This is a genomic window from Algibacter miyuki (assembly GCF_030409805.1).
Lineage (GTDB): Bacteria > Bacteroidota > Bacteroidia > Flavobacteriales > Flavobacteriaceae > Algibacter > Algibacter miyuki.
Window position 1 is genome coordinate 83,072 of the sequence record NZ_JAUFQP010000015.1, and the last position, 13,168, is coordinate 96,239.

At 32.4% G+C, this 13,168-nt stretch carries 10 protein-coding genes; 1 reads left to right on the forward strand and 9 read right to left on the reverse strand.

Going from position 1 to position 13,168, the window contains the following annotated elements; all coding sequences use genetic code 11:
* Positions 1 to 68: 68 nt before the first annotated feature.
* Positions 69 to 1,322, reverse strand: a complete 1,254-nt coding sequence (locus tag QWY92_RS18525) for an oligosaccharide flippase family protein (protein WP_290274345.1) — start codon at positions 1,320 to 1,322, stop codon at positions 69 to 71.
* Positions 1,323 to 1,509: 187 nt separating this feature from the next.
* On the opposite strand from QWY92_RS18525, the gene QWY92_RS18530 reads away from it, so the two are divergent.
* The gene (locus QWY92_RS18530; protein ID WP_290274348.1) at positions 1,510 to 3,570 is read left to right on the forward strand and encodes a tetratricopeptide repeat protein; all 2,061 of its coding nucleotides are present in this window, start codon (positions 1,510 to 1,512) and stop codon (positions 3,568 to 3,570) included.
* 726 nt (positions 3,571 to 4,296) lie between these two features.
* On the opposite strand, the gene QWY92_RS18535 is transcribed toward QWY92_RS18530, so the two are convergent.
* The 8 genes from QWY92_RS18535 to QWY92_RS18570 form a co-directional block, all read right to left on the reverse strand.
* Positions 4,297 to 6,882 (reverse strand): DUF6923 family protein, encoded by a 2,586-nt coding sequence (locus QWY92_RS18535; RefSeq protein ID WP_290274350.1) that lies wholly within the window; start codon positions 6,880 to 6,882, stop codon positions 4,297 to 4,299.
* Positions 6,883 to 6,991: 109 nt separating this feature from the next.
* Positions 6,992 to 7,702 (reverse strand): LytR/AlgR family response regulator transcription factor, encoded by a 711-nt coding sequence (locus QWY92_RS18540; protein WP_290274352.1) that lies wholly within the window; start codon positions 7,700 to 7,702, stop codon positions 6,992 to 6,994.
* Between the two features lie 10 nt (positions 7,703 to 7,712).
* On the reverse strand, positions 7,713 to 8,036 hold the full coding sequence (locus tag QWY92_RS18545) for an Hpt domain-containing protein (protein WP_290274354.1): 324 nt from the start codon (positions 8,034 to 8,036) through the stop codon (positions 7,713 to 7,715).
* On the reverse strand, positions 8,017 to 9,090 hold the full coding sequence (locus QWY92_RS18550; RefSeq protein WP_290274356.1) for a sensor histidine kinase: 1,074 nt from the start codon (positions 9,088 to 9,090) through the stop codon (positions 8,017 to 8,019). Before QWY92_RS18550 ends, QWY92_RS18545 begins: the two co-directional genes overlap by 20 nt.
* Positions 9,090 to 10,223, reverse strand: a complete 1,134-nt coding sequence (locus QWY92_RS18555; protein ID WP_290274358.1) for an FIST signal transduction protein — start codon at positions 10,221 to 10,223, stop codon at positions 9,090 to 9,092. Before QWY92_RS18555 ends, QWY92_RS18550 begins: the two co-directional genes overlap by 1 nt.
* 2 nt (positions 10,224 to 10,225) lie before the next feature.
* Positions 10,226 to 12,202, reverse strand: a complete 1,977-nt coding sequence (locus tag QWY92_RS18560; RefSeq protein WP_290274360.1) for a PAS domain-containing sensor histidine kinase — start codon at positions 12,200 to 12,202, stop codon at positions 10,226 to 10,228.
* A complete protein-coding gene (locus QWY92_RS18565; RefSeq protein ID WP_290274362.1) occupies positions 12,202 to 12,741 on the reverse strand; it encodes a heme NO-binding domain-containing protein in 540 nt (179 codons plus the stop codon). Before QWY92_RS18565 ends, QWY92_RS18560 begins: the two co-directional genes overlap by 1 nt.
* On the reverse strand, positions 12,742 to 13,152 hold the full coding sequence (locus QWY92_RS18570) for a response regulator (protein ID WP_290274364.1): 411 nt from the start codon (positions 13,150 to 13,152) through the stop codon (positions 12,742 to 12,744).
* Positions 13,153 to 13,168: the final 16 nt, after the last annotated feature.

Genomic DNA, 13,168 nt, shown 5'->3' on the forward strand with positions numbered 1-13,168 from the left:
AAATTAAGAATTTGAGGTGTTTTGGTTGGACAGTTAGTTACTGTAGTTGAATGGTGATTTTCTATAGATTAAGCCTTTTTAGGTTTTGAAATGTTGTAGTCGAAAATAAAACATCCTATTTGAATGATTAATAATAAGGCCATGGCTATAATTTGCATGAATACCACTTGCTCTAAGTTATCGTGAAAGAAAATAACTAAAAGCATTTGCAACATGCCAAATACTCCAGAAATAATTACCGGAAGATATTTACCTAAAGAAAGGTAGTAGTAAGCAAATATGTTTGAAACCGCGAACATACCAGTGGCTAAAGCGTATTTCCAAAGTAATGGAGCCATAGCTAGGTAACTGTCTCCAAATAATAACGTAATAGCCGTTTCTGGAAATATAGCACAAACAATTACAATAGCCGATGCAATGCCTGCAATATATCCCACGTATTTAAATAAAACGGGCGCGGTTTCTTTACCTTCTTTATTGAGTTGCACTACGGTAGGTAGTAGTAACATTACAAACATCCAGGCCACAAAATATACAATACGTCCTATTAAAGCTAAAGAGGCGTATAGGCCGGCATTGTACGAATCAAAGTAATGTTTTACCAATAAAATATCACTGTTGTTTATAATTATTTGAGTTAATTCGTAAAAGGCAGTGAGTATAAAAAAGTTTCTAACTTGTTTGCTTTTAGAAGAATCAATAAAGGTTTTTTTGAATGAAATATGCTTGGTTTTAAAAGGCACTAACCCGAAAACAAAAGAGATTAGAATGCCGATGGCAATAACTACGGAAGACTGAATGTTAAACATAAAAATAAGCCCTAAAGTAATAACAAGACGGCTTAACATTTCACCTTGATAAGTTATAGATAAGGCTTTAAATTGTTTCTTACCTTGAAAAACGCCTCTATTAACACTCATCATAAAATATAACGGCACACCAATACCAAAAATGATAAACATATTAGACGATGATGTATTAAAAAGTAACTGTAGTTGTTTTGCGAGTACAATAATTAAAACACCTAGAGCGATTCCGACTATAAGGGCATTTTTATAAACTTTTGAAATAAAATTTCGCAATACATTGTTTTCAAAAATAACAGAAAATTTAGCCGTAACCAATTGGAAGGTCATGGCTGCAAAAGACAGCACCAACAAAAATGTAATAAGTACAGCAGCATCAGCAAACTCTGATGGTCCTAATAAGCGACCCAAAATAAGGTTGTATAAATAATTCCCACCGTTTACCGCTAAAACACTAAGCATGAATAATTGCTCTGGAGATATTTTTTTCAATTTTGAAATAGAAATAGTTTGCATTTTATGATGTGTTTTTAAATTAATCTACGCTTGACTAATTATGAATTTGTGGCTTTATATTTTTAATTCTGGAACAAATATCTCGCAATAAACGCTTAAACTAGAGTATATTTCGATGAGAAGACGATTGGTGTAGATGAATGATTTAAAACGAATGCTTAACTTGCAGTATCCTAAATAAAAACCAATGACACTCAAATTTTATTCCTTTTTAGTAATCGTTTTTTTCTCCTTTTTCGGTTTTTCGCAAGATATGCAAGAAGGCTTTACCTACTTAGAAACAGGTAAATACCAACAAGCAGAATCTTTTTTTAAAACCATATTAAAAGACTTTCCAGAAAACAAAACAGCACGCTTATGTTATGGCAGAGCTATTGGCTTAAATAACAACTCGGAAAAAGCAGAAACACTTTTTATAGATTTATTAAAAGATTTTCCAAATGATTTTGAGGTTAAGCTTAATTACGGAGAATCTTTACTTTGGAATAAAAAATTTGATACCGCAAAAACATATTTCAAGGCTTTAATTACGGAAGATCCTAAAAATTTTCCTGCTTTACTAAGTTATGCCAATACACTATCTAACTTAAAGGAATACGACGACGCTTTAGTTTATGTAAATACAGCTTTGGACGTTTTACCAGGAAACCCTAATGCATTAACCTCTAAAAAATATATGTATTTGGGCTATGCTTATCAAAAGCAACAAGCGCAACAGCTTGATGAAGCCGAAGCACTTTTAAAAGAAAACCTGAAAATTTTTGATAATGATACGGACACTTTAACCAATTTAGCAAATTTATATTTAATCGCAAACAGGCTAGAGGATGCTAAAAAAATATACAATTTATTAGCTGAGACTCCAGAAAACAAATGGATTTCGTTAAATGGTTTGGCATTAGTGTCTCATTTAGATGGTAAAGAAAAAGACGCTTTGGTATTAAGTGAGCAAGCTTTTCAAAGTTTAGATGCAGATACTAATGTAAAGTTCATACAACCTACAACAGAGCGTTACATACAAGCCTTAATTTGGAACAAGAAATTTAAATCGGCAAATACACTTATCTCTAATTTAATCGAAAGTAAACCTAATGAAAATTGGTTGCTGGCCTTACGCGCCACTTTAAATATCTACAAAAGTGATTTCAAAAAGAGTATTTCAGATTATAATCAAATTTTGGTAAACGATAGTACATCGTTTGATGGTAATTTAGGAAAGGCTAATGCTAAAAAAGCCCTAGGTTATTATGCTGAAGCGTATCAATCGGCAGAGAACACCTTAACGTTTTACGATAACCAAAAAGATGCGACCAACTTTATTAAAACATTAAATACCACTTTTACACCTTTTTATGAGGGGAAAGCAAGCTATAGTTTTGATAATGGAGATAACGAAGCATTTTCTCTTCAAAATACTGTAGAGTTTCCACTTTCTATAAAATTTAAACTTTTAGGAAATTATAATTATAGAACTACCAGTAATGCAATTACCAATAATAAAGCAACATCCAACGATGCATCTGTTGGTTTATCTTATCAATTACTTAATAATATCATTTTTAAAGGCTCTGCAGGAATATCTTCTGCAAAGGCAGAAACCAATGATTATTCACAGCTATTAGCCGATGTATCGTTTAATATAAAACCTTTTAAACTTCAAACTTTAGATATCGGTTACAAACGTGAAATACAAAGCTTTAATGCCGATTTATTAGATCGGGAAATTGTTATGAATCACTATTACGCCAACTATAACCTAAGTACAAATTTTAACTTGGGCTGGTTTACGCAATATTATTACACGTCGCAAAACGATGATAATAGCCGGAATTTACTTTTCACTTCCCTATATTATAATCTTTTGAGCAAACCCGGTTTAAAAGCGGGCTTAAATTACCAATACATTACGTTTAAAAACCAAGTACCAACCATTTATTTTAGTCCTGAAAAATTTAATGCTGCCGAGGTATTTGTTAATTTAATTAAAGATGAAGTGGTTAGTAAACCAAAAGAATGGTTTTACGAGCTAACAGCAGCAACAGGTTTGCAATATATTGAAAATGATAGCAGCCAAAGCACCTATAGAATACAAGGGAAGTTAGGTTATAAATTTTCTGAACGTTGCATGGCTAACTTTTTCGGAACACGAAGTAATATAGCATCTGCAACAGCGGCTGGTTTTACTTTTACTGAAGTGGGGGTGCGTTTAAAATGGTATTTATTTGATACTCATATTTATAAGAAGTAGTTATTTTGAATATTATCCTACTGTTAATGGCTTGTTTCGAATATCGATAGCCATTATTATATAAAATGTTTTCGGGTTCTAGTAGGAAAAAAGTAAAGGTATTTGCTAGAATAGGAAAGGGAAATCTAAATGCTGAAAAATTATTACAGGCAAATTAATTTCTCCATTAAGTTACCGGATTAGAGTACTGCCATGCGCTTCTTTTGGCTTCAACTTCAACTTCAACCAAATTATTATTGTCGTCCCATGTTTGTATTTAAAATCCGTTCCACCGAAAAAAGCTTCAGAAGTTAACTTTGGTTTCCAAAAAGGGGGGCTTTTTATCATTTTAGTTTCATCTATTTTAATTACTATTTTTTTACTACCTAAGTCATTCGGTTATTTTATTTATAGCCAATAATAGTATTATTGTTAAATAATGACCCATCGCGTAACATAAGCTTTTGAAATGTTCGTGATATGTTTTTTAGCAAGCCGATCTTGTGCATGTTTGTTAATGAATGTAAGAAATTGAATATGTAATAGAATCAGATACTATTTTGTAATTCAAAAGCGGGTGTAAAATGTATTTATGTAGAAAGCTTGCCTATTAAAAAACTAATTTATGATTTAAATATTAATCCTCACCAAAAGAAGATTATATGTCATGAAAAGTATTTTGTTATTAAAACAAAAATGGCAAAAAACTTTCGTCTTTTGCCATACTACAGGGTAATTTGCTATTAATTATTCCATGAGTAGTTTTGTGATTTCGTATTGCGCATGGTTGCTTTTTACTTTGCAGAAATAAAGCCCGGTTGACAAATTATTTCTATTTAAAAGGATGGCGTTTTTACCAGCGACGGCTTCAAAAGGTATTTGTTTTACCAGAGCGCCTAATTGGTTATACACTAAAAGTGTTACAGTTTCTGCTTGTTGCGTTGTAAAATGTATGTTAGTACTAGTGATCATAGGGTTAGGTACTGCAATAGGACTTAATAATGCGTTGTTTTCAACATTAGCAATAGATAAACTTACGGCAGTGGTAAAACGAAGTTGCTCTAAAGTCATTTCTTTAATGGTTTTTTCTCCATTTTCAGCCAGCATAGTAAATACAATTGTAGTTATGTCGTTTACTTCGAATGGCTCACCATTACTCGATTCAAATTCCGAAAAATGGATGCTGTAATCTGATAATGTCTCCGTAAGATTTACAGTGCTTTTGTATTGCATTTCCCAAGCGCCGATACTTTCTTTTACTAATCGTATTATCATAGTTCCCGTACCTTTAGCTTGAAAGTTAAAACTATTATATGCTGTTAAATCTATTGGGTTAAACTTTGGCGTTAAAGCTCTGTAGGTTGCAATGTATTCGCTAGTAGTAGCCTGTAAATTAATGTTACGTTCTACTGCGTAATCGTTATCATTAAATGTGTTTTCGTTAGTGTCTACGGTGTAGTTTGTAACGGTAGTGCTAGGTGCAGCATCATCATATCCCCAAGGTCCGTCAGACATAAATAAATCGTCTGGTGTAGCTATACCATCACCAATTCTAAAACCAATATCAAAAAGACTACCAGCATCTACTTCTACATTAGAAATATAATTTCCATTTAAATCTATGGTAGACGATACGTTTTCTACACCATCGGTTTCTGTCATTCTTAAGCCTCCGTCGAACGCTACAGATGTGCTTCTGTTGGTGTTTACTATTTGTAGGTTCAACTTTCCGTTAAAGTATTTTCCTTTTTTTACAAATACCGTTGGTGGTGTTGAGTTATTATAGCTTGTAACAGGCTTTTTTATATCTAATAAGGTAACTACTTCTTCACCAAGGTGTATTAAATCATCTAAGGAATTAGACCAAATTTGAAAGTTGTAAAATTTCACATTGTTTTCATATTTATCTATATTCCAGTGGCTTTCAATTCCGAAATTGGTATTGTTATTGGTTGGTTTTGCCGATAAGCTTAAAACAAATTCTAAAGAACCATCAATATTTTTAATAAGTGCTTTTATAAATTGTTGTTCTTTAATTTCGATGGTAGAAACAGAAACTAATTCGGCTCCTAATAACCTGTCGCAAATGTATTTTGTATGCTCGTAAACACCTTTTTCAGTTTCAAGAACTAATATAGAGGCTATAGCTTGAGATCCTCTCATGTAATCTACCGAGTACACTTCGGTGGCATTGGTAATACCAATTAAATCTTTTGGAGAAGACTCGATAACACTGTCTTCATTAATAATTTCTAAAGGCACAAAATCTGATAATTGTATCGTTGCTTTTCCTGAAGTAGCTCTACCATATGTATTCGACTTCATTAAAGGCTTAGCTGTTGTTTGATCAAATTTATAACTGGTTTTTGTTCTGTTAAAGTTACGTTTGCTAATTTGTTCTGATAATCTGTTGTTACTTTCTAAACCTCCGGCGTTTGCACTAGAAGAAGAGGTGGTTTCTATAACTGGGCAACCTGCGTATCCTGAGCACGAAGGATCTTCACAGTCTATTAAACCATCTCCATCATCATCAATACCATTATCACAAATTTCTTGTAATACAGGGGCAGTAGGGCAGCGGGCACCATCGTTTTGAGAGCTCGAAGGCCCAAAGGCGAATAGGTTAGATTCCATACTATTGGTACCTGTTAAATCTTGTACATTTTGAATTACATAAATAGTACCTGTTTGATTTGCCGATACATAAAAACGTCCGCTAGCATCAAAATAAACAGCACCATAGGTGTAATCTAAATTAGATAATATAGGTACAATTCCTAAGGACAGTACGGTTCCATTTTCTGGATTTATACGGAATAATATGTTTGTTTTTCTTTCTACAGTATATAAAAAACCATCTACAGCATTAAATGCCCAGTCGTGAACACTAATGTTTTGAGATAAATCAGCGGTACTTAAGTATTTTGAATAACTATCTGATTCTGGGTTTAAATCTATTTTGTAATATGTTTTTCCGCCACCTTTCAAGTAGTAAATGCCTTTAGCACTTACATCTCCAACATAACGATTTGTAGATGGTAACTCATCAATATAGAATGTTTTTGTTTTGAAGTCTTTTCCAATACGTACTATGGTTTTGTCTGGACTTGTTAACGAACCCCAAATAAAACCATCGGCTGGATTGTATGCCGTAGCGTTAATATTACCTTCGGTAACATCGGTGGCTACAGTATAAGAATTTCCAGAGGCTAAATCTACTGCATAAACATCGTTATATTGAAAAAGGTACGCATTGAAATCGCAGTTAAAAGGGATATCTTGAGCTTGTACTGTAGTGTAACCAAAGATAAGTAAGAGTAGTAATTTTTTCATGATACGATTATTTATATCACAAAAATAGAATACTAAGAGGCTCTGAAATTTAATTTTCGGTGGACGAAAATTAAGTGTAGACGAATGGTGTCTTTTACAAGTTAATTGATTAAAGTAGGTTTAAGCGTTTCATTAATTCTGGTCGGTTTGATCGGCTTACCGGGATAACATCTTTTTTTATAAGGACGCTATTATCTTCAATATCAACGATTTTTTTAATATTGATAATGAAGGAACGGTGTACTTTTATAAATAAATCTTCGGGTAGTTTTTCGTGTATTTTTTTTAAGGTAGAATGTACTGTATGGTTTTTGTCTTCTGTTTTTACTTGAATATAATCGCCTTTAGCTTCAATTAAGTAAATACTTGGAATGTCTATTTTAATAAGACGGCGGTCAATGTTTATATAAAGGTGATTGCCAGAGGTTGCTACTTCTTTTTCTGAAACAATAGGTTCGGCCACTTTTGTTAAAACACTTTCAGCTTTTTGGATGGCTTTTTGGAAACGTTCGAGCGTAATAGGTTTTACCAAATAATCTACAATGCATTCGTATTCAAAAGCTTGTATTGCAAAATTAGCATCGGATGTGGTGAGTATAATTTTGGGCGGGTTTTTTATAGTTTCAATAAAATCGAAGCCCGTAAATTCGGGCATGTGGATATCTAAAAATATTAAATCGACGGGGTTCTGGTTTAAAAATTTAATGGCCTGGATGGCATTAGGAAATTCTTCTAGAACGTTAAGGCTGTCTACATTCGAGCATAATTGGCTAATTATAGCTCTTGCGGTGGCTTCGTCGTCAATAATAATACAGTTCATAAATGCCTATTTAAATCTTTTGTAGGTAATTAGTTATGGTGTTTAAAATAGATTCGAACTGTTGGAATAAGTCGGTACGGCCTTCCAGAAGGTTTTCTTCAAATGCTACAGCAATTTCATAACTCTTTTCAAGGCCTAAAATACTAATTTTATGTTTAAGTTTGTGCACATTTTCTGCTGTCTGTTTAAAATTTTTAGCTACAAGATTATCATAATACACTTCTTTTTCTTGCGGAAATTCTAATTTTATAATGTCGATCAGTTTTTGTTCGAAGGCTTTATCGCCACCCGACATGTTGTGTATGTATGATAAGTTAGGTTGTTCCTGTTCCATGCGGTTCTTTTTTTAGTGTGAAATAAAATGTTGTTCCTTCCTTTAGTTTCGATTCTAGCCAAATAGTACCTCCAAAAACTTGTATGATTTTTTTCACCAAGGCTAAGCCCATTCCTGTAGATTCTGGATTATTTTCTAATTTGTTAAAAGCTTTAAATATTTTTTGAAAATATGTTTTGTCTATTCCCTTTCCATTGTCTTTTATATAAAAATTCCAAAAAGTATCGTCTTCGCTAAAGCCAATTTCAATAAGTCCTTTTTCTTTATTATTATATTTTATGGCATTTGAAATTAAGTTTTCAAATAATTGGTGTAATCGGTGTTTATCGCCTTTAACCATGGGAAGCGTTTGTTTTTTACAAATAGAAATATGATTAGGAACGGCAGAAGTGTTTACAATGTCGTCTATTAATTTATCTATACTTACATTGTAAAATGTGGTTTCAGTTTTATTAATTGTAGAGTACTCCAAAATACTATTGATAAGTAAATCCATTTTTTCAACATTGCTTCTAATTAGTTTTAGACTTTCCTTTCCTTTTGCATCAATACTATTTTCATAGTCGTCCTTTAACCATGTTGTTAACGTATATATACTACGTAAAGGAGATTTTAAATCGTGAGAAATCATGTGCGCATAATCGTTCAGTTCTTGGTTTTGGTGAGCCAACTCACTTAGTAGTTTTTCGCGTTGTTTATTAATTTTAATAATTTCTTTGGTTTGATTATCTATATAATCAACAAGTTTTAGCTCGTCTAAATCTAAATTATCGGTATTGGTGTGCTCTGGAAGCTCGTAAAATTTAAGCGTTTCAATAACGCGTTTTAATTTATCAATAACTTCTTGTTGTCCTTCTGTTTCTTGTCTTAATTGGTGATTGGCATGAAACAATTCTTCGGAACTAATGCCCATGGCGCGCTGTTGCATGGTAAATTGTTCGTCAAAATTATTGTACGATCTATCAACAGCATCTAGAAATTGTTCTAGATTTTTATCCGTAGTTTGGGCGTCGGTGAGGTATTTTCGAATTTGACGTTTTAGTAATGAGTTCATTATTCGCTTATTAGCGTTATAGTCATGGTTTGGTTGTGTAACTGACAGTTGTTTTCGCCATGAAAGGGAGCAATTTCTCCGTATGAGTAGAATCCTGAAATGGTAATATCATCACCAACCACATTAACTACTTCTTCAATTTCTTCTTCAACGCGCTGGTCTAGTACAAGTTTTCTACCAATACAACTTACTAAAAGGGCTAATTCGGGTTTTTTGGCTCTTAATTCTAAAGCTTGTCTTGCGGCACGTTCCGACGCATTCGCAATATTATCAACATTAGTCATCATGAGTTGTACTTTGGAATTTTCGGGTATATCTCCGGCTAGAATCATGGCGTTTTCTGCTTCATCAATATTTAAAATACTTCGTACAATAGATTGACTTTCGTCTGAAGATTTAACATTTAATGGGTACAGTAAAGCTGCGCCTGGTAATTCTTTAGATTTATCACCTAAATATTTTTTATACAAATCTAATGCGGGTTGATTATCTAGCTCATAAAGCATATTACCTTTTGATTTTGTAACAATACGTTCGGGGCCAAAAGGAGTCCAGCCGCCATGAATTGAAAAGGTAACCTCTAATGTTTCTCCATAAAAGCCTATAGCGATAAGCTCTCCTTCTTTTGGATTTTCGTTGTATGATGCTAAGGTTTTTTCAAAACGGGCTTCGTCTCCACAAAGGCCTCCAGTAATTAAAGTCGCGTTTTCTGCTGCGGCATTCATGCCTTTTGTTAATTGGCTGCCATTAACAAAACTACCTTCGGAAATAACATAAACAAATTTTAAGCCTTCTGAAGGAAACTGTTTTATAAGATTGTTTCCAGTTTTAAAGCTATCCATTTCGGTATTTAGAATATTGCTTGTTTTTATTGAAAAGGTACTTTTTTCAAATTCTATGGCTGTAATTGAAATACTTTCATCATCAACCGTATTACCCGCAATATCGCCACATGTTGAACCGAATACAATATGTCCGTCGGGAAAAAGAGTTCTTATTTCGTTATAAATAGTAGGACTTTCTAATAGGTATCTATTTCCAAAAGCCAAAACTAATGGATTTTTTAATTCTTGTTTTGAAGTTAAATATTCCCAGTTTTTATTCTTATGTTTTTGTAATTGAACTGTTTTCATGTTTATTTTTTTAATGTAAAATGGAATACTGTACCTACTTTTGGTTCGCTTTCTAACCAAATTTCTCCTTCGTGTAATTCGATGATTTTTTTTACAATAGATAAGCCTATTCCTGTAGAATCTTTACTTTTATTTAAAACATGAAATATTTTGAATATTTTATCATGGAATTTTTTATCAATACCAATACCATTGTCTTTAATAAAAAACTGATAATGTGTGTCTAAATCTTTAATTCCAATTTCAATATTACCAACCTCTTTATCTATAAATTTAATAGAATTACTTATTAGATTCTGAAAAAGTTGTTGGAGTTTGGTTTTATTACCTATAACTACCGGAAGCGTATTTGGGATGTTGATATTTATGTGCTCCGGAATATATAAGGTTTTTAATAAATCGTTAACCAAAAGGCTTAGGTCTATGTCTGCTTTTTCGGTACTTTCGGAACCTATACTTGAGTAGTGTAAAACATCTGTAATAAGTTGTTCCATTTTTTCTAGGGTATCATCAATAAGTGCTAAATTTTGTAGGCTAGCAGCATCTAGGTTGTCTTTATTGTCTGATTTTAACCAACTAACTAAAGCATTAATACTGCGCAAGGGCGATTTTAAATCGTGAGATACCACATGGGCATACTCGTGTAATTCATCGTTACTTTTTTCTAGTTTTTTTAATAAACTTTCTTTTTGAAGCTGAAGGTTTTTAATTTCTGTAATATCGAAATTTATACCAATAGAACCAATTATTTCGCCTTTAAGGTTGTAGTTTGGAGCGCCACTTACTAGCCAATGTCTGGTTTGTCCTTGTTTATTTTTTATTCTAAGTTCGTATGATTCCGTTTTTCCGAGTTTCCTTTCATTAATTTGTTGTTCAATAATACTTTTGTCTTCCTGATGGGGGAGTATATCGGCTCCTTTAAAACCTATAAGTTCTTGTTTAGTATACCCCGTCATGTTCATAAAACTTTGATTTATCATCAAAATTTTATCATTAGTATCAACTTCTACAAGTCCTAAATTCATATTAGAGATAATGCTAGAGTATTTTTCTTTTTCTGCCTCTAAACTTTTTCTATAGTTTCTTTGTTCTGTAATATCTTTAAATGTCCATAAGTATCCTTTCGATTTATTGCCTTGAATGATAGGAATATAATTGCGTTCCAAGATTCGGCCATTAACCATTTCTAGTTCGTCGCCTAAGACAACTTCTTTTTTCTTATCAATATCATGCATTCTTGTTATAAAATGTTCTGGGTTTTTAAATAGAACACTGTTTTGTTTAGAGGCTGCTTTACAATCGACACCTTTTAAGGCGTCTGGGGCAATATCAATATTAAAAAGTTCTGTAAATTTCTTATTTGTTAGTACAATTTCTCGATTTTCATTTTCTAATACAACACCACTATCTAAGTTTAAAATTAAAGTAGATAATCTGTTTTCAGATTCCACGAGGCGTTCCTCCGCTTCTTTATCTTTTGTGATATCTCGTATAATGCCTTGTGCAGCAACAGCTTTACCGTTGTCGTAAATAATACTGGCATTGATGTGTAGTAATTTTTCTAAATTGAGATTAGTTTTTATTTTAATTTCAAAATCTGTTAATGTACCCTTTTGAAATAATTCCTGAAATGAGTTTGACACATATTCATAGTCCTTTGGGTTTACCATACTCATGAGGTTAACGTCCACTTTATCGTTTTCAAAACCTAATAAGGATACGGCGGCATCATTCATTTTTAAAATACTTCCCGATAAATCCATAATTAAATAAGCATCTACAATGTTTTCAAAAACACCTTGTAATTGTGAGTTTTTTTTATCGAGTAAAAGCTCTAATTCCGAATACGATTTTTCTAACTGTTGCTTGGCTTGGTATAATTCGGCCGCTTTGCTTTCTAGAATTTTTTCTGCTTCTTTTCTAGCGGCACGTTCTCTTGCTAAGGCTCGTTTTAGTATGTCTATTTGGTCTTGATCCATTAGTCTTGCTTAATTATAAACTTAACCTCGGTACCGTCTTCTTTAATTTTTTCTAGCTCAATAGTTGCTGTGGCATTAAAGTGCTCGAAAGTTTTGTTCATTAAACCAAGACCAAAATAGTGCATGGCTCTGCTAGATTTATAAATCATTATGAGCGATTTATCTGTTTTTTCTAAGACTTCAAAAGTAGGTAACTCTGCATCTGGATATATTTTTCTAACCTCAATATGTATATGGTTTTCAATAGAAGCCAGCATTTCTATGGGGTCTTTGTAAGAGTCTATTAAACCTGGGTAACTTTGTGCAAGTACGCTGAAAAAGTGTTCGGCATAGACTAGTAATAAATCATCTATTGAAATGTTTGTGTTAGCGCTTAAATGTTGTAAAAGTTGTAACATATCCGAAAATTTATATGTACCAACCGCAGTGTAAACGCCATTTGCTTCGAGGTTTGATTCGTGGATTATTTTATCAACCATTGCCAAGCCAAACTTGTTTTCAACTAAATCTAAGAATTCGGTAAAAACGATGCCTTTCATTTATATGTTTTTTAATTCATTAATACTCCAGTAGGCCAAAAGTTTTTCGATTTTAGATACGTACTCTTCATACTTTAAGGGTTTTAAAACATAACCGGCTATACCAATTCGATAACATTCTAATAAGTCTTTTTGATTACTAGATGTGGTTAAAATAATAGTAGGTATATATTTTAATACGTCATCCTTTTTAAGAATACTTAAAAATTCGATACCATTTATTTTTGGCATGTTTAAATCTAATAAAATTATGTCAGGTAATTCTTCTTTTTTCTCTAAAAATGTCAAAGCATCTTCACCATTATTGGTTTCAATAATTTTATGATCAAGTTTGAGAGATGAAACAGCTCTATTCAGTTTCATAATTTCAATCATATCATCTTCTATTAATAGTATTTTGAGAGCTTTCATTTTTATGTAGGTTTTT

Bases quoted from the DNA above. Each gene is read 5' to 3' on its own strand.
- QWY92_RS18530 (WP_290274348.1), top strand. From the start codon at position 1,510: ATGACACTCAAATTTTATTCCTTTTTAGTAATCGTTTTTTTCTCCTTT.
- QWY92_RS18540 (WP_290274352.1), bottom strand. From the start codon at position 7,702: ATGAACTGTATTATTATTGACGACGAAGCCACCGCAAGAGCTATAATT.
- QWY92_RS18560 (WP_290274360.1), bottom strand. From the start codon at position 12,202: ATGGATCAAGACCAAATAGACATACTAAAACGAGCCTTAGCAAGAGAA.
- QWY92_RS18570 (WP_290274364.1), bottom strand. From the start codon at position 13,152: ATGAAAGCTCTCAAAATACTATTAATAGAAGATGATATGATTGAAATT.
- QWY92_RS18535 (WP_290274350.1), bottom strand. From the start codon at position 6,882: ATGAAAAAATTACTACTCTTACTTATCTTTGGTTACACTACAGTACAA.
- QWY92_RS18555 (WP_290274358.1), bottom strand. From the start codon at position 10,223: ATGAAAACAGTTCAATTACAAAAACATAAGAATAAAAACTGGGAATAT.
- QWY92_RS18525 (WP_290274345.1), bottom strand. From the start codon at position 1,322: ATGCAAACTATTTCTATTTCAAAATTGAAAAAAATATCTCCAGAGCAA.
- QWY92_RS18565 (WP_290274362.1), bottom strand. From the start codon at position 12,741: ATGAAAGGCATCGTTTTTACCGAATTCTTAGATTTAGTTGAAAACAAG.
- QWY92_RS18545 (WP_290274354.1), bottom strand. From the start codon at position 8,036: ATGGAACAGGAACAACCTAACTTATCATACATACACAACATGTCGGGT.
- QWY92_RS18550 (WP_290274356.1), bottom strand. From the start codon at position 9,090: ATGAACTCATTACTAAAACGTCAAATTCGAAAATACCTCACCGACGCC.